Genomic DNA, 19,829 nt, shown 5'->3' with positions numbered 1-19,829 from the left:
TGGGATTTACTGTTATGGTAAAGGAAACCGAATTTCCTGTACACCCATTTAGTTGTGGTGTTACTGTAATGGTAGCCGTAATCGCTGTTGTTCCGGTATTTGAAACTGTAAATGTTGGAATGTTCCCATTTCCGGAAGCAGCTAAACCAATATTTGTATTGGAATTTGTCCAAGTAAAAGAAGCTCCAACGGGCTGACTCGTGAATGAAGGTATAGTAACCGAGCTTCCGTCACAAACCATACTATTTGATAAAACTGTATCAATTGTCGGAGTTGGTTTGACCGTAATAATAGCTGACCCAGACAGTGTTTGACTGCACACAGGAGCAGTTCCCAATGCAACACTCACCAAATTATAAGTACTGTTCGCATTCAGAACCGGAGTATTTAGCGTTGCTATCCCTCCTGCATTCAATGTAATTGTTTGGTTCACTCCTCCATCAACCGTATACGTTACCGTTGCAGCAGGGGTTCCTGTAAAAGTAATTGGAGCCGTATTTCCGGAACAAATTGTAATTGTCCCCGAAATACTTGCTGTAGGTGTTTGACTCACAGTAACAACTGCCGAACCTGATACTGCCTGACTGCAAGGTGAAGCACCAGCAGAAGTCACACTAACCAATGCATAAGTAGTGTCGGCATTAAGTATCGGCGTAGTCAATGATGCCGTTCCTGCTCCATCGAGTAGGATGGTTTGGTTGGCTCCTGAATTAATCGTGTAAGTTATCGTGGCATTTGGAGTACCATTGAAAGTAATGTTTGTTCCATTGCCGGAACAGATAGATGTAGTTCCTGAAATACTTGCTGTCAGTGAAGAAATAACAGTTATAGTAGCTGAACCTGTAACCGCTTGTCCGCATGCAGGAGTACCCGAAAGGGCTACACTAATCAGATTATAAGTGCTGTTTGTTATTAATGCCGGCGTAGTCAGTGAAGCTGTTCCTGTTCCGCTTAACGTTATAGTTTGATTGGGTCCCGAATCGACAGTATACGTTACCACTGCATTTGGAGTTCCTGTAAATGTTACGGTTGTAGTACTTCCAGAACAAATGGTTGTGGTTCCCGAGATACTTGCCGTAGGCAACGCTACTACCGTTATCACGGTCGAAGTTGACAATGACTGTGTACAGCTTGGTGTTCCCGATGAAGCAACACTTACCAATGTATATGTACTGTTGGATGTTAATATCGGAGTCGTTATTGTAGCAGTTCCAGAACCATTTAATGCCAGAGATTGATTGGCTCCCGAATCAACAGTATAGGTCACGGTAGCATTAGGCGTACCGGTAAAAGTAAGTGTTGCAGTATTACCTGAACAAATTGTGGTTGAACCCGAAACAGTGGCTGTAGGTAAGGCTATGACTGTAATTGTGGCTGAACCCGAAAGGACTTGAGTACAGTTTGTTACTGTATTGGTAACGCTTATTAAAGTATAAACGGTTGTAGCATTTAAAATTGGGGTTGTAAGGGTTGCCGTCCCGGTATTATCCAAAACTATCGTTTGATTAGCCCCCGAATCAACGGTGTACGTCACAGTAGTATTAGGTGTGCCGTTAAAAGTGATTGTTGTGGTGGTCCCTCCACAAACCGTTGCGGTCCCTGCTATTGTGGCTGTTGGAATGGAATTAACCGTAATTGAAGCCGAACCGGATAACGTTTGAGTACACGACGGCGTTGTAGGCAAAGCTACACTGATTAAATTATATGTGCTGTTTACCGTTAATACCGGAGTAGTAACCGAAGCCGTTCCGGCAGCATCCAAGGTTATGGTTTGGTTAGCACTACTGTCCACAGTATAGGTCACAATGGCATTTGGTGTTCCGTTAAAAGTAATGACTGCGGTATTTCCTGAACAAATTGAAGCCGTTCCTGAGATAGTAGCCGTCGGCAAAGCATTTACCGTAACCGTTTCAGAATCATTTAAGGGCTGCGTGCACACCGGATTTCCCGACGGATCCAAAACTCTTCCGCTCACTAACGTATAAACCGTATTGGTTGTCAAAGCCTGTGAAAAGCTGAACGTACCGGCTGCATTTAAAATTGCTGTTTGAACAGCACCACTATTTACAGTATAATCAATAGTAGCATTAGGTGTACCTGATATGGTAACAGTTACAGCGTCTCCTGAACAAATGGCATTATTTGTGACGCTTAAAGATGCCACCGGAATAGGATACACTACCAAATCAAAACTGGAAATACTATAACATCCTGTTATGTTATCGGTCACTCTGGCATAAACTGTAAATGGACCTGGCCCGCTACTCATAATATCCGGCAATTCACTTAATTGTGCAATAGCATCAGAAAGTGATGCGTAATAAGTTACCGTATTGTCTGTTAAATTAGCGTTGACCTGGCTACTTACAGAACTCAGTTGAAAAATCCCCACATTGGAAGTACTGCATTGTCTGTACTCCGGTATTGTATTGGCTGTTGGTGGTGGTGCAAAAGCTCCGGTTCCTGCCGTTGCGGAGCCAATCCAATCCAATTGAAAACCACCGTCCCCCACTGGTCTGTCAATTGCGATATAATAGGATTGGCCAGCTACAACATTAAGCCATCTTACATAACCGTTCCCATTAGCTCCGGGTCCGGATTGAGTGGTGAGCGTACTCCCATTCATTCCTGTAACATTGCTGGTCAGTCCGGCAAGTTGCGGATTGGTTGTACAACATCGAATCGGACTGGTTGCCGTGGTAGGGCAAGGCGGGTTTACGCCGTAAGGACCATAAACCCAAAAATCATAATCTACGGTAATATTTGTGTCAGCAGGGATTATATTAAACCCCAGAGTACCCGACTGAACTACATGAATTTCTAACCAAATGGAATTATGTTCAAAGCCGCTACAGCCATTCACCTCTTGCGTATTTCCAATACCGGAAGCATCAGAAACAAAACTTCCGTTTCCGCAAACCATAATGGCATTGGCACAATCATTAGGCTCTTGTGACCTCGCAACATTAACAAAAAATAAGATTAAAAATATTTGTAAAAACTTTTTCATGTACTCCTTATTAAATCCGTAATAGCCAATCTCAAAAATGAATTGAAATCAGCTATCACATCAAACCACTAAATAATTAAACTTATTATTTAACCCTCTTTTTAAATTACTTAATGTAATTTTTATTATTATTTTTTCACAATCAGGAATTCAGACCTTCTGTTTTGTGCATCTTCTTCGTCAGTGCATTTTCCATGGCATTTAACTTTTGGTTCAGAGCTTCCGAATCCTTTCCCTGAAATTCTTTCCTTAGCAATACCTTTCGAAATGATATACTGAACTGTAGATTGTGCTCTTTTGTCAGACAGGTTGAAGTTGTATTCCATCGTTCCTTTAGAATCGGTATGCGATTTTACAAAAATTACAAACTTTGGATTATCATTCATTACCTGAACTAATTTATCTAGCTCTACCGCACCTTGTGCCGTAATATTGCTTTTGTCAAATTCAAAATAAATCGGATTCAATATTACTTCGGTATCGGTAATGATTACTGATGTAGGCACCAACTCTGCCGGAATAACAGTTTCTCCTGATTTAGTCACTTCAGAAAACGTAGCCGTTTCGTAGTTTTTGGCGGTTACCTGAAAATTATATCCTTTTTTACAATCTACATCAAAACTTATTTTCCCTTCCGCGTTGGTCTGTTTGGTTGTAATGGCATTTCCTTTAGTGTCTAAAATAGTCACCGACGCCTCATTAATCACCGTTCCTTTTTTCTTATCGGTAACTACCACGGTAGCTTTAGCTATACAAATTGGTGTTGCAGAGTAAATAGCATCAGATCCTTTTCGGTTTGAAGAGAAGTAACCCACATTTTGTTTCTGATTGAAGCTAAATCCAAAATCATCTTTCTCACTATTCAGCGGTTTCCCAATGTTCTGAGCTTCTTCATTTCCGTTTAAATCAATTTTGAACACATCAAAACCGCCCAAACCTTGTTTTCCCATAGAGGAAAAATACAATACATTATTTTCATCAATAAAAGGGAAGCTTTCTTTACCGGCAGTGTTAACTTTAGGGCCTAAATTTTCCGGTTTACCATAGCCGTTGGCTTCAACCGATACTTTCCAGATATCAGATTCTCCAAATCCTCCCGGCATATTAGAAGCAAAATACAAGGTCTTACCGTCTTTGCTCAAACTGGGATTGGTTACCGAATAGCTGGTACTGTTAAAAGGTAAACCTTCAATATTGGTCCATTTTCCATTCGAGTTTACCGCTTTGTACAAACGCTGTTGTCCCAATTTAATATTACTGTTTTTGATTTTTTCAGATATTCCTTCGCTCAAACCGTCTCGCGCAAAGAACATTGTATTGCCATTGCTGCTGATGGTTACCGGTCCGTCGTGAAATGGCGTATTCAATTCATTAACCGCGGTAGGCTCTGAAAACGTTCCGTCTGTATTTCGGGTCGCTTTAAAAATATCCAAATACGGTTGGTTAATCCATTTGTCATTTTTAGCTCCTTTATTTCGATTACTGGCAAAATATAACGTGTTATCATTGGTTAGGACTGCACCAAAATCACTTTGTCCGTCGTTTTTGATGTTGGTATCCGCCACGTCAAACAATTTGGATTTATCCACAAGACTGGGAATGTAATTTGGATTGGCTTTGTGTTCTTTCGCTCGGGAGTCATTAGGCATCATTGCAGCAAAAGCATCCATTTGTTTATTGGCCTCAGCATATTTTCCTAAAGCCCGCAACGATTGCGCATAGCGAAAATAGGTTTCAGGCGTTGTTTTTCCTGTTATGGCTTTGGCATAAAACTGAGCAGCTTTTTCGTTATTGAAAATATTATAATAACTGTCGGCCAATTGTTGGTATACATGGGTATTGGCTTTATTGTTCTCCACCAATTTGGTGTATTCTTCAATAGCATTCATGTATTGGTAACTGTCAAAAAGCTTATCCGCTTTTTCTGAAGCTTTATCCTGACTGTAGATTACAGAGGACAATAATAACAGACCTAATGTGAGATATATGTTTTTCATAAGTAATTTGGTTTAGAAGAATCTTGGTGAAATGGATACTTTTTTAGGCAAATTTAAGTCAAATAATAACATGAATTCATGTGAAGCCGGAGCGGTTCCTTTTAATTCTGAGATTACGTGATCATAAGCATATCCTATTCTGATGCTTGGTGTAATGGCAAAATTGACCATGGCACTGTATGAATCATCTAAACGATACGAAATTCCCGCTTCGTATTTTTCAAAAAACAAAAAGTTAGTTGATACATCAAAAGACGTTGGTGCCTTAAACGCTGACTTTACCAAGAACGACGGTTTGAATTTGGTATTCGGTGATAAATCAAAAACATACCCACTGGTTAAGAAATAGTGCTGTACTTCGTTACCAAATTTATATTGATTCCCATTTTTTGTCACATCCAAATGCACGCTGTTGAGCATATTGGGTACCGATAACGCAGCATAAAACTTATTGGTGTAATAAAACAATCCGGAGCCGATATTCAACTTGATGTTGCTGGTGTTTTCACTAAAGGCCAAATCGTTCGGCTGCTGAGTATAGCCATTTCCAATATCTGAAAACAAACCGATTTTTTGGAATGTTGCACCGGTTTTTAAACCGAAAGCCAGATGTTGCTCTTCGCCAAAATTAATGGTGTACGAAAAATCAGCATAGGCATTGGTTTCATCGATCGGCCCGATTTTATCTGAAATCACTGAAAGTCCCAATCCGACATTTTTTCCTACCGGGCTGTGAACAGAAAAGGTTGCCGTTTTTGGCGCTCCTTCCAATCCTACCCATTGTTGGCGATAAAGCAATCCTCCTGATATGCTCTCTTTGGAACCTGCATAAGCAGGATTTACCACATTCATATTGTACATGTATTGGGTATAATGGGGATCTTGTTGTGCCCGAACTTTCCATCCGAACAAGATCAGTAATACTGCTGCTAAATATCTTTTTTTCATCTTAGGTTTATCCTTTATTTAATGATAGCGGCCTGATTGCTCAAGGCTCAAAGGCCGCTTTATGATTACTTTATTAATACTGTCTGTTTATGTATACCCAACCCGTTTCTGTAGCTCCGGCCGAAGTATGAATGCTGTAGAAATAGGTTCCGTCAGGCAATTCATCTCCATTGTTTGACCTACCATCCCATTGGTCAGCATAGTTTCCATTGAATGAATATACCTTGGTTCCGTAACGGTTGAAAATGATTAAATCGGTTACTCCATAATCGGTTAAATCAAAAGTATCATTCAAACCGTCATTATTCGGTGAAATTCCTCTTGGAATCAATCGGCATGGATTGATGTCCACCACGTACTGATTTGCATAAGAACAACCGTCTACGCTAACCGAAGCAGTGAAAGTAAGAGGTAAATTCAAAGCCGGATTTTGTGCCATGTATTCATCTACATTCAGTGTTGCTGAATTAGTCCCGATGGTCGAAGCTCCCTGACTCCATGTATAAGTTGCATCCGTACTATTAAAGTTGCCCGGTACCACTTGTAAAAGCAGCATGTGATCCTGACAAACTCTGTCAATCGTAAAGTTGACAATGCTCAACGTAATAACCGCTGAACCTATCTGATTCTGCGTACAAGCCGGCGTGGCTGCCGAAGTAACACTAACCAAAGTATAGGTACTGTTAGCTGCTAAAGCCGGAGTTGTTACCGAAGCCGTACCCGAAGCGTCAAGCACAATTGTTTGGGTAACCCCATCCACTGTATACGTTACGGTAGCATTAGGTGTTCCGTTAAAAGTAATAACCGAAGTGCTACCCGGACAAATAGTTGTCGTTCCCGAAATAGTGGCTGTTGGCAAGGCATTTACTGTAACGACAGCTGAACCGGTTTGCGTTTGAGTACAAGAAACCCCTGTCGAAGCACTCACCAAAGCATAAACAGTATCAGCCGTTAAAGCCGGTGTTGTAATAGTCGCCGTTCCTGAACTGTTCAATATGATAGTCTGGTTAGCACCTCCATTTACAGTATAAGTTACTGTGGCATTTGGTGTTCCGTTAAAGGTAATTACAGTAGTGGTTCCTGAACAAATTGTTGCCGTTCCTGAAATCGTTGCCGTTGGCAAAGCTCCTACGGTAATGGTCGCTGAACCCGCCTGGTTTTGACCGCAAGTTCCATTCGTAATACTTACCAAAGTGTAAGTACTGTTAGCAGTTAATATAGGAGTGACAACCGTTGCTGAACCCGAACCGTTTAGTACAATAGTTTGATTAGTTCCTCCGTCAACCGTGTAAGTAACTGTGGCATTTGGTGTTCCTGTAAACGTAATCACCGTAGTGTTTCCGGTACAGATAGCTGTTGTTCCCGAAATACTCACTATTGGTAAAGCATTTACTGTTACAATCGCAGCATTGCTTACCATTTGTGTACAAGTTCCACTGGCCACACTTACTAAAGTATAAGTGCTGTTGGTCGTTAATACCGGAGTAGTTACTGAAGCGGTTCCTGAACCGTCAAGCGTTATCGTTTGGTTCGTTCCTCCGTTAACTGTATACGTTACCGTTGCGTTGGCTGTTCCATTGAAAGCAATGGTAGCCGTATTCCCGGCACATATTGTTGTGCTCCCTGAAATTGTTGCCGTTGGTAAATTGGTTACCGTGATTACTACCGAACCGGTTTGCGCCTGAGAACAAGAAGCACCAATGGTAACACTTACCAAATTATAAGTACTATTCGCCGTCAAAGCCGGTGTCGTCAAAGCTGCCATTCCCGTTCCGTCTAAAGTGATGTTTTGATTGGCTCCGCCATCCACCGTATACGTCACAATAGCATTTGGCGTTCCGTTAAATGTAATCACAGCAGTGTTTCCGGAACAGATTGTTGTGTTTCCTGAAATTGTTGCCGTTGGCAAAGCCGTAACAGTTACTACAACGGTACCGGTTTGTACCTGAGAACAAACAGGTGTTCCGGCAGAAGTTACACTCACTAAACTGTAAGTGCTGTTTGTGGTTAACACTGGCGTGGTTATGGTAGCCGTTCCTGAACTGTTTAACGTTATTGTCTGGTTAGAACCACCATCAACGGTATAGGTCACCGTAGCATTTGCAGTTCCCATAAAGGTGATTGTTGCTGTGGTTCCGGAACAAATTGTTGTAGTTCCTGAAATTGCAGCTGTTGGTAAAGCATTTACTGTAACTACTGCAGAACCCGTTTGGGCTTGACTACAAGATGCTCCGTTAGCCACACTTACTAAAGCATAAGTGCTGTTTGCGGTCAATGCCGGAGTCGTTAGGATTGCAGTTCCCGAACCATTTAAGGTAATGGTTTGATTGGCTCCTCCATCTACCGTATAGGTTACAGTAGCATTAGGTGTTCCGTTAAAAGTAATGGTTGCTGTACTTCCTGAACAAATGGTTGTAGTTCCTGAAATCGTTGCCGTTGGTAATACACCCACCGTCACAACAGCAGAACCGGTTTGTGTTTGACTACAAGTTCCGGCAGACACACTCACTAAAGTATAAGTACTGTCAGTGGTTAAAACCGGAGTAGTTACGGTAGCTGTACCCGAACCGTTTAACGTTATAGTCTGATTCGAACCACCATCAACGGTATACGTAACAGTAGCGTTCGGCGTTCCATTGAAAGTGATTACAGCAGTAGCTCCAGTACAAACAGATGTAGTTCCTGAAATTGTGGCTATAGGCAGAGAGATTACTGTCACTACCGCTGAACCAGTTTGGGTTTGACCACAAGTACCATTCGAAATACTTACTAAAGCATAAGTACTGTTGGTGATCAATGTTGGTGTCGTTACTATTGCAGTACCCGAACCGTTTAATGTTATTGTTTGATTAGAACCGCCGTCTATAGTATAGGTTACTGTAGCATTTGCAGTTCCCGTAAAGGTAATTGTTGTTGTATTTCCTGAACAAATAGTCGTAGTTCCCGAGATGGCAACTGTCGGTAAAGCATTCACTGTCACAACCGCTGAACCGGATTGTGCCTGACTACAAGAAGCTCCAACCGCAACACTCACTAAGTTATACGTACTGTTTGTGGTTAAGATTGGTGTAATTACTGTTGCAGTTCCCGAACCATTCAACGTTATGGTTTGGTTGGCTCCACCATCTACCGTGTAAGTCACTGTAGCATTTGGTGTACCGTTGAAAGTTATGGTTGCTGTATTACCGGAGCAAATACTTGTTGTGCCCGAAATGGTCGCCGTAGGTAAAGTTGTAACGGTTACCGTAGCAAAACCTGTTTGTACCTGAGTACAAGCCGGTGCTCCGGCAGAAGTTACATTGACCAAAGTATAAGTGCTGTTTGCCGTCAATGCCGGAGTCGTGAGGGTTGCTGTTCCCGAGCCGTTCAACGTTATGGTTTGATTCGAACCTCCGTCTACGGTATAGGTTACAGTAGCATTTGCAGTTCCTGTAAACGTAATCGCAGCGGTGCTTCCCGAGCAAATGGTCGTTGTTCCTGAAATTGTAGCTGTCGGTAAAGCATTTACTGTAACTACTGCAGAACCCGACTGTGTCTGACTACAAGAAGCGCCATTCGACACACTTACTAAGGTATATGTACTGGCAACTGTTAAAGCCGGCGTGGTTACAGCAGCAGTTCCTGAACCATTTAAAACAATGGTTTGGTTTGAACCTCCGTTTACAGTGTAGGTTACTGTAGCATTAGGAGTACCATTAAAAGTAATTACTGCGGTATTTCCTGAGCAAACAGTTGTAGTACCCGAAATAGTTGCTGTTGGCAATACACCCACAGTTATTACGGCCGAACCGGTTTGATTTTGACTGCAAGACCCGTTAGTAACACTTACTAAAGCATAAGTACTGTTTGAAGTTAAAATCGGTGTGGTTACTGTAGCAGTACCTGAACTATTTAATGTTATGGTCTGATTGGAACCTCCGTCTACAGTGTATGTCACTGTAGCATTTGGCGTTCCATTAAAAGTAATCACAGCGGTACCTCCTGAACAAATTGAAGTGGTTCCGGAAATAGTTGCCGTTGGTAAAGCGTTAACAGTTACGACAATTTCCAGACGGGCTCCTTCGCATCCGCTTCCATCTACAGCAGCTACAAAATAGCTGGTATTTCCTGCTATTGCAGTGGTTGGTGTTGGTGCAGTAGTGGTTCCTACTCCCCCTGTTGCCTGAGCATACCAAAGTAAAGTATCTCCGGAAGGCGCTGTAGCTGTTAATGGCGAAGCTGTAGCTCCAACACAATAAACAACCGGAGTGGTTACTGTCGGAACATCGTTGGTTCCAACTTTAGTAATTGTTATTGTTTTGTCACAATAACGGGTTGACCAATGAAAAATATACGTTCCGGGAGTAGTGATACCGGAAACATTTGTTGTTTTGTTGTTTGGTGTAGCAATAACTGCAACTCCCGGATTAGAAGCATCAGCGGTCCATTGGCCTACCCCCTCAGCGTCCAACACTAGAGATGTGGTACCACAATCCAAGGTCGTATTTATAGAATTTATTTTAATGTCAACATTTGGTTTGAAATTGGCAGCATCCAACAGATGACCAATAGCATTACCAACCACACGGAAAATAAAACGCGTAGTGGTTTGACCTGTCGGAATTGGATAACTTCCTTCAATCAAATCCCAAACGACACTGTTAGCAGCATCCTGCGCAATGACGGTAAACGGCCCGGCAGGTGGTCCTGCAAATAATTGAACCGTCGTACCATTACCACTGCTAACTCTGGTAGCACTGGCAAAACTGTAATCCATCATGGTAATTTCAGATGTGTCAAAATCTTTATATAATCCTTTAATATTTGGATCATTAGGATTCCATGCTGAGGCACCGTCCTGCGTTAACTGAATGCATTGTCCACCAGAATATGGTGTTACTCCTATGTTGTTTCCTTCAAAATAAAACATCGTGCCCCAATCGGTATTAACTCTCCAACCCGGCACCACAGTAGCATCAATAATGGTACTGACACCCGTTACACTTTGCATTGGCAGTTTTTCAAAATCATAGTTAAAACTATCCAAATTACACAAGTCACTTGGCGTAGTAATACAAATATGGAATGTCTTACTATTTGGAACGGTACTATTTAATTTTAATCTTATTTTATAAGAATGTCCTACAACCAGTTCTGAAGCATAGGTGGTTGTGAGGGAATTATTTTCACTGCATGCTTTTTCCACTAACGAACCATCAGGCTGTACTTCATATAACGACATGATGATTTTTGGCCATGGACCTTCATAAGAAGAAGCATAATAGCTTCCCGGTGCATAATCACTCAATTCAATGTTATGAACTCTCGATGTCGCAACAAAATCATACCAGATATCACCTCCGTTTACACCAGTACAAGATGTTGGTACGGAAGAGGCTGTGGCTCCGATAAAGGTAGCATCAACTCCCGAAAACTCACAGGCTGTCCCTGTGTTAGGTGTCAAATGTACCGAAGTAGTTGGCTCGTCATTTCGAATAAATACTTTTGGCCCTGACCAGTAACTTTTGTTGGACGGTCCACAAATAGCACGTACAAAATATTCATAGGTTCCAGCGCTGGCGTCTGTAAAATCAGCTGCGACCGGAGTATAGTTTGGTGAGTTTACTATGTGACCTGATTGTGGCAAGGTACCGTTATCCAACGGTTGTATAAACACCTCCCATTGGGTTTCTGAAGCACCCGGAGTCCAAGACAATACCCCTTGATTATTCACAGCCAAGTTGGTAGGTTGTGGACAAGTAATTACACCACAACTTGCAAATCCGGTATAAATATTAGTATTCACAGTTCCTAAACCTAGTGGGCTCGTCCAAACTATATTGTTTGATTCATCTCTTACTATAATTTGAGCTTGTGAGTATTGCACACCGCTACCCATTCCGTCCCAGTACAATTTAAATTCAACCCCCGAACATAAGAATACCTGATAATCCAATTGAGTTTGATTAAAGCCCGGAAATTCCAATTCCTGTAGCACCACTCCGTTTTGTATCACATTCACCGATTGACTAACCTGACCGGTATTACCACTAATCGTTGAAATAGTGTACTGACAAACATTGGCATAATCACAACGAGTAGTGAATTCAAAAGGCCCAACCCAAATACTTTGTGAAGAGCCGCTACACACCGCTCTAACATAATATTGGTATTTTGTTGCCGGTGCTAATCCGGTAACGGTATACGGATGCGTAGTGGCCGTATGAAGATAGGCCGGCAATGTATCGCCGATAGGAGCAGGAGTGCCATAAGGCTGTACCGAAATTTCCCAAGACGTCTCTGAGCCTGTACTCTGCCAGTTAATCTGAGCTGAAACATCAACGATGTTAGAGGTTGTTACATTGATTACCTCCGGACAAGCCGGTATATCTTCTACAATTACGTTATCGATAAATGTATATTGTCCTCTGTAATTCCATGGATTTGGCGGAAAATATGGGGTATGGAAAGCAATATTGATATTGGTTGGAGCCGTAATTCCGGTTAAATTGATCACTTTTTCTCTGGTATCCGTATTATTGATAACTTCATGAGTGAAGGTTACATCTATCGGACCAGCCTGAGTTACGGTAGCTGCAGCTGACAATGTTACCGTGTTACCTACAACACTTACCACTGTTGACCCGTAAGGGATAATCCATCCGGCAGCATCTACTCTATCCCCCGGTTTAATATTTACACCCGAAGTCACGGTTAAAATGTTAGAACCTGAAACGGTACCGGTAGCATCTGTAGGGACTACTACATTATTTTCATAGATAATATTGGACGAAGGAAATTGACTTATTGCTGTACCGCCCGTAGAAAGTATAACTTTTAAATCTTCTTCAAAAAAACTATCATAGGCCTTATAATAAAAACGCAACCTTTGTCCGGCATGTGCCATAAGGGTTGGCGTAATCAACCAATCATTGTTATCCCCGTTACTTCCGGTAAACAAGGCGGCCATTTGGTTGCCAAACATTGGGTTTACCGTTTGGTTAAGGTTCCAAGTGTTCGAATCGCCATTACCATTCACTACTGTCCAACACGATTCCGTGTTTGAAGTAGTATCAAACGTTTCCGTAAATGGCGTTGGTAATGGGTTACAAGGCGTTCTGAAAAGATACGGCCCTACCCATTCACTGCTTTCCGAAGCATTACAAACCGCTCTCACATAGTATTCGTAAGCGGTATCTTGCGTCAAACCAGTTATATTATAGACCGGCGTGGTGTTTACTGTGGTACCTGAACCTGTTGGTACTCCGGTGCCTTGCTCCTGCACTACAATTTCCCATTGGGTTTCCATACTTCCTATAGTCCAACCTGCATTGGCTGTTGTGGTAGTTATGGTAGTCACAGTCAAATGAGACGGGTTCGGACAAGCCGGTGCGTCCTCTATCACAAAATCATCTATGGTGACCATACCTGTATTGGTCGGATCAGGCATGTTAGCCGGCATACGGAATGCAATGTACGTGGTTCCTGTTCCGGTAAACAAAGCCGAATCTTCCAGAAAACTTGAATTGGTAAAATCGTGCAAAGGAATCAAAGTGGTATAGGTAGCAAAATCAGGTGTTGACGATAGCAGTACTTCAAAATTCCCTCTTGGGAATAATGCAACTGGACCTGGTGCAGCAGTTACTCTGTAATTAAAGCGCAGCCTTTTAGCACCAACCGCATTCACGGGCACACTGATTAACCAATCATTATAAGAAACAAATGGATCAAAAAAGGTGATAGGTTGCGGATATATGGTCGCTTCAGTAGCGTTAATTCTCCATTGCGCTGGATCACCATTGGCATTATTAGTAGTCCAACAGAATTTTTTGGTATTAGGATCAACATCGTTAAAACTTTCGTAGTACGGAGTAGGTTGTTCTATACAAACCGTGTTGAAGTCAATGGGACCTACCCAGATACTTTGTTCTGAAGCAGAACAATACGCTCTCATATAAAACTCGTACCGTGTAGATGGATTTAAACCTGTAATTGTATACGGATTAGTGCTGACAATGTTCACAACAGCCCCCGGAGCAAATGGCTCTACCGGCGTACCGGTTCCCAGTGGCTGTGCCACCAATTGCCATTGTGTATTTTGATATCCTGCAGTCCAGGAAATTTGGGCCGATGTAGAAGTAATAGACCCCGGAGTCACTACGGGATAAGCCGGTTCTGAACATGCTGGTAAATCTTCCACATAGACATCGTCAATATAAATCCAGTTCCCGGTTTGGGTGGCACCCGGTGGGACAATCCAAGCAATATTGATGTCACCGGTAATATTAGGTAAAGGAACAATGATTTCGTAAAAATTATAAGCCGTTGTATACGATGTCAATGGAATTACAGTAGTGGTAAAACTATTTGGTCCCGCTCCCGTCGTTGACAGTTTTACTTCAAACGAACCTGGTCCACCGGTAGGATTATTTACGATAAGGCCCCAGTTTCCATAGATATTATATTTAAAACGCAATCTTTTTTGAGTCACTCCGTCCATATGAAATTGTGGGGAGATTAACATATCATTCTCATTCCCTGCGTTTGTTCGTAATTTTGCTACGGGTTCACTAAAAGCATTGTTCCCAAAAGCAAAGAAGTTCGTATCGTTATTCAAATTTAATTGCGACCAACAATTGATAGTAGCATCATCGGAACTAAACCCTGTATAATAAGGTAAAGAATACGGATTACAAGGTGTTCTAAACGTAAAAGCCGGAGCCCACGCTGCCGGTGTTCCGCCACAAACCGAACGCACATATAAATTGTAACTTGTAGCAGGCGAAAGACCACCAACGGGGTTATTCAAGTTCGTATTGGTCGAAAGTAATGTCTCAGTACCGTTAGGTGCCCCATAAGTTACCGGCAAGACCACATACTGCCAGTTGCTCACCAAGTTTCCTTCATTGTTCCATGAAAAATTAGCACTGGTTTGGGTTAAATTATTATAGGTGGTTCCCGACGGTGATGGCGAGGGGCATGATGAACCACTAACTGTAAAAGTAAAACAAAGTTGCGCATTTGAATTGGTAGCATGCTGATAAGGAGATGACATCACGATTACATAGGTATGCCCTGCTTGTACATACAAATCATTAATCTGACCCACCCATGTTCCATAATTGGCTCCAACGGCCTCAGTTAATGTAGCTGCCAAACAGTTAACACCTACATCTGCACAACTATTAAATACCATTACACTTGAAGAAGCATTGTAACAGCCATTTCCTCCTCCTCCCGAAGAGTTTGTAACCGATTGTGTTATATTGATTAACCCTGTAGTTGTTGGGGTATAATTAAAAAATAGATGATTCCCATTCAATTGATTATAAGTTGATGCCGGGAAACAATTGGAACCAACAGTAGTATAAGGCGTATAATCTGTTTCGGTATAGTAATTGGCTAAATTACTACTCAATACATAAGGAGTAGTTGTTACATCCGGAGGGATTATTATCGCGTTTGGACAGGTTAATCCAACCTGAGGAGTCGTAAAAGTAAAAGGACCCGCCCAAGCACTGGACGTAGTACTATCACAATTAGTGATAATATAAACATCATAAGTCGTATTGGGCGTCAAATTTGACGCTGTATACGTGGTTCCTGTTACCGGTGTTCCTGTAGCCCCATGCCCCGCTCCCGTTGGTACTACTTCTATTCCGAAGTTGGTTGCCGTAGGGTGTGTCCAGTTAATAACGGCACTATTGGCACTTACCGAAGGAGTAATTCCGGTAACCGGAGAACAAGTAGAAGCTACTTTCACATCATCAACATACCACGTATCCCCCGCCGTAGAAGAAGCACCGGTTTGATTGGTAATAGCAACAAAGGCTATATAAACCGGTGTTCCTGCTGCTATACTTCCCAAAGAAACTACCTTAGGCGTTGCATCATATGAGGTAGCAGAAACATTTAGAGTAGGTTCTGTCCAAGTACCCAATACCACATTAAAACCCGTGATATCCGGTTGGGCAGCAGTTGAAATTCTAACTTGGTAAGTTGTCCCTTTATTGGTAAAACTTCCCTGTTTGGTAAAAAAACGAATCTCACCATTGGCTGGTGTTAAGAATTGAGGAGATATCAAGTAATATTCCGCTGTCGTACCGACCGTACTATTCAATGCCGGATTTACTGCAGCACAACCTGTGTTGGTAAATCCAGTCGGTTGGTACCCGGCCGAACTGTTCCAGATCCAATTATTAGCAGGCACTAAATTACTCTTAACAGCCCAAGTGCCCGGAATGGAAGTTGCAAAAGGTTCCGTCGCTAATTGACCATAACTTAAATTGGCCAGTGCTAAAAACAACAACAAAATAACCGCTTGAAAATTCAATCTGACACTTGATAAATTAAAGACTGCTCTTCCCTGAAAAAAGGAGCCATCGGCATTCCCAGTTTTGGTCTCTAAAAAAAGTTGGTTTTGATTCATTTTATATTTAGTTTGGTTTTGATTTTTTTAATATTTGAGCTGAATTTTTTTTGGTATAACACTAACCTGTTTCCTCAAATAAATTCCAATTTTTCTCTTTTTTTTGTCTTTCGACAATCTGAACTTCACTTTGGCTTTACAACTTACCATGTTTCAGAAATACACTTCTTTTTGATGTTTAAAAAAGAAGAATCGATAAAAAAAATGATTGCTTTTTTAAATAAAAAAGCTTTTGAAAAGGCGCATAACAGATTGATTCCCAATAAAAATAACTAACTAATACCTATAGCATTGTTATTTCGGAAACTAAAGTAGATAATTGAGGGCAATTAATAAATTGTTATGCTTTATAAATTCAGGAAATTAAAAAGCAAACACATTATTTTTGGTGGATTTTAAAGGGAAAAACAAAACGGAAACGCTATTGCACTTTCTTATTTTGCAATAGGGCGATTTGGCTTTTTATCGCTCCCAATTCTTTCCTCTTTCGTTTAATTAAAACATAAAAGAAAAGAACAATCAGAATAGAAAGGAAGAATAATACCAACAACGCATAATAAAATTCAGAGTCTAAATCGACTACTTTTGATTTGAATTCTGCCTCTTTTACACCCAAAGATTCACTAGCGGAAACCCGTTCGTTCTCTTTGAGCATTTTTTGGGTTATACTGTATTTTTGCTGATAAAATTTAAATTGTTCTAAATTATTTATATCCAGATAATTTTCAGACAAACCATTGTACAATTCCAGATTTAAGACCAAATCCTGTACTTCGGCTGATATATTTAAAGCTTCTTTAAGTGCCTGGATGGCTGCCAAATAATCTCCTTCTCGGGTATTAACACGGGCTAATCCTTTCAAAGCAAAAGCCTGTAAACTTTTTGCATCCACAACCTTAGCACTCTCAATGGCTTTCACAAAGTTTTCACGAGCCAATTTATTGTTAGACAATAAAAGATAACAATTCCCTTTATTATATTCTGCAATACTGATTCTGGCATTGTCCGCTTTGAAGTTGCTTTTTTTAAATTCGGCTATCCCTCTGTCAAAAAAGGCAATCGCAATGGCACAACTCAGTTTTTCTTTGTAAATAAACCCTCTGACAATATAATTCCTTCCCGATTCTGTTCGAACAGAATCCTTTACCGGATACTCGGCAATCAGTTGTTCTGCCTGATCCAGAAACTGCAGGGCTTTGTCATAAATCTTGAGTTGATGGTATTGAATTCCCATCTTGTTGGTAATAGCGATTTTCAACAACTTGTCCTGTGAAAAACGCAACAAATCGTTGGCTCTGATAACGTATTGCAACGATTTTTCATAATCTCTTTTCGCCGAATAACCATCCGATATCAAACGGTTTACTTTAATCTTGTAATCAATATCAAGCCCTGGTTTTTTGAGAATGTTTTCTCCGTTTTGAATGACCTTATCGGGATTAGCATAAATTTCCTGCGAAGCAATTTTGATGATGCTGTCAATTTCTTTATTGCTTTGCGAAAACAAGCTATTGGCTGCCAGCAAACTGACAACCATAAAACAAAACCAAATACTATTTCTTTTAGCTTGCATCATTTAAAAGATTATTTTCTTTTTCATCATTTAAAAGCTCAATAAATTTTACCGGTGACATACCGGTAATTGATTTGAATACCGTAGCAAAACTACTGTGTGAAGAAAACCCGCAATTTTCAGCCAAATAACTAATCTTATAATTAATAAAATTTGGGTCGGTTTTCAATTTCTCGATGATATAATTGATACGCAATTTGTTGATGTACGTATTGAAATTTACGTTGTAATGGGAGTTGATTATTTCAGATAAATATTTGGTATTAGAATCAAGTTGTCCGGCTAAAACAGCTAATGAGATGTCTTTATTGATAAATCGCTTGGAGTTTTCAAACTTTTTCAATTTAATTAAAAGCTGGTCTTCCGTCTCTTTTAGAATGGTGTTTTTCTTTGGTTCCGGCTTCTTCTCTGTAAAACGTTCCACTAAGTTATTTCGGGTGATTTCAATATAATTGATAATTTCATCTAATCGCTTTTTACTTTGCAACACTTTTACCCAAAAAAAGAGACATATCAAAATGATAATCAGAATGACTCCTCCTACATAATACAATATATGCTGGTAATTTTCTTTGTGTGCCAAATAAGCCTCATTGTATTCATCCGAAATTAAGTTGTACGAAGCATTTATTCCGTCTTGTTCCTGAGACTCTGCCTGTGCTCTTGCTTCAATAAACTCGGTGTAGGCCACTTTATAGTGAACCGAATCCTGCAAGGCAATATAACTTTCCGTCTCCAAACGCATGATTTTTTCCTGCAGAAACCAATTTCCCAGTCTTTTAGAATCAACCAAAGCTTCACTTGATAATAAAATTACGTTATTATGATCATTTTCGAGAAAACTTATGCCTGCCAACCCACAAAAGGCATTGATTTTTGCATAGATATTAGTTTTGGTAACATCCTGTTGCTTGATTACTTTCATTACAGAATCAAAATTAGATTTGGCATGAACCAAATCCTTTTTTCCTAAATACAGCTGTCCTAAGGTCATTTGATAAGTCAGCTTAAATTCCTCTCTATTCCGGAAGATCTTTTCAGAAAAAATGTCTTTATTATTGAGTAGCTCTAATGCCTTGTCAAATTTATTTTCGCTGAATAAAAAACGGGCTTTTTGTAAAGTTACGGCTGATTTTATATACGATTTTAAATCACTTTCGCGCAAATTATCTCCCTTCGTTTCCAATTGCTGCAGTATTTTTTTTGATTGCTTGTCGAGGGCCAATTCTCTTAAAATATCAGCCTTTTCTATTTCAATATCAATTTTGGTCTCCTCAGACAAGTACTGATCAAAGTTTTTTTCTTCAAAAAGAAAATTCAGGGCACTACTATAATCTCCTTTTACTTTGTAAGCTTTAGAAATAAAAAAATTGATTTTAGCCTTCTCCTGATTCGTGGTATTTGTCTTACTTAATAAGTGCTGCGCAATCTTCAATGCCTGATCAGGATTGGAATTAATAAGATTCTCAATGTTTTCAGACAAGTAATCCTGAGGGGCAAAATTTTGAGCAATTCCAACAGTATGCAAGCATCCGACCAGGATAACAATTAAAAGATATCTATATGATACACAACGGTAATTCATTTGCTCTTGCTTGAAAAAAATTAAAAAAGAACAGTTTTATTGGGTTTACAAGTTTCCTTTGGAGATGCTATTTCCAACGAAAAATGCATTAAACCAGATAAAATTAAAAGATTTAATGTTGTTAAGTTAGAGAATAACGCGGAATTTAGAGGCAAATGTAAAAAAATATTTTTTAACAAAAATTTTGAAGCGCTTGACAAGTCAATTTAAAACCCAAGTTAATTAGCATAAAAACTCATTACAATCCTACCAAACTATTATAAAAACAAAGCCCTTCAATTTTCATTGAAGGGCGATGTCCCAATTAA

Annotated in this window: 6 protein-coding genes; all 6 read right to left on the bottom strand. The window is 40.4% G+C overall.

Annotated elements, in window-relative coordinates:
- A partial coding sequence (locus tag ACSVH6_RS13370; RefSeq protein ID WP_438079341.1) for a beta strand repeat-containing protein occupies positions 1–3,010 on the bottom strand: 3,010 nt, incomplete at its 3' end.
- A gap of 128 nt (positions 3,011–3,138) precedes the next feature.
- The gene (locus tag ACSVH6_RS13365) at positions 3,139–5,007 is read right to left on the bottom strand and encodes an OmpA family protein (RefSeq protein ID WP_438079339.1); all 1,869 of its coding nucleotides are present in this window, start codon (positions 5,005–5,007) and stop codon (positions 3,139–3,141) included.
- Positions 5,008–5,019: 12 nt separating this feature from the next.
- Positions 5,020–5,955, bottom strand: coding sequence for a PorP/SprF family type IX secretion system membrane protein (locus tag ACSVH6_RS13360; RefSeq protein WP_438079337.1), 936 nt, complete (start codon positions 5,953–5,955; stop codon positions 5,020–5,022).
- 73 nt (positions 5,956–6,028) lie between these two features.
- Positions 6,029–16,363 (bottom strand): choice-of-anchor J domain-containing protein, encoded by a 10,335-nt coding sequence (locus ACSVH6_RS13355; protein WP_438079335.1) that lies wholly within the window; start codon positions 16,361–16,363, stop codon positions 6,029–6,031.
- Between the two features lie 421 nt (positions 16,364–16,784).
- Positions 16,785–17,939 (bottom strand): tetratricopeptide repeat protein, encoded by a 1,155-nt coding sequence (locus ACSVH6_RS13350; RefSeq protein ID WP_438079333.1) that lies wholly within the window; start codon positions 17,937–17,939, stop codon positions 16,785–16,787.
- A complete protein-coding gene (locus ACSVH6_RS13345) occupies positions 17,926–19,521 on the bottom strand; it encodes a helix-turn-helix domain-containing protein (protein ID WP_438079332.1) in 1,596 nt (531 codons plus the stop codon). The genes ACSVH6_RS13350 and ACSVH6_RS13345 overlap by 14 nt, the downstream gene beginning before the upstream one ends.
- Positions 19,522–19,829 lie beyond the last annotated feature (308 nt).

This window comes from Flavobacterium sp. XGLA_31 (assembly GCF_051547105.1).
Classification (GTDB): Bacteria; Bacteroidota; Bacteroidia; order Flavobacteriales; family Flavobacteriaceae; genus Flavobacterium.
The sequence above is the reverse complement of the archived record's forward strand: the minus strand, read 5'-3'. Positions and strand labels throughout refer to the sequence as shown.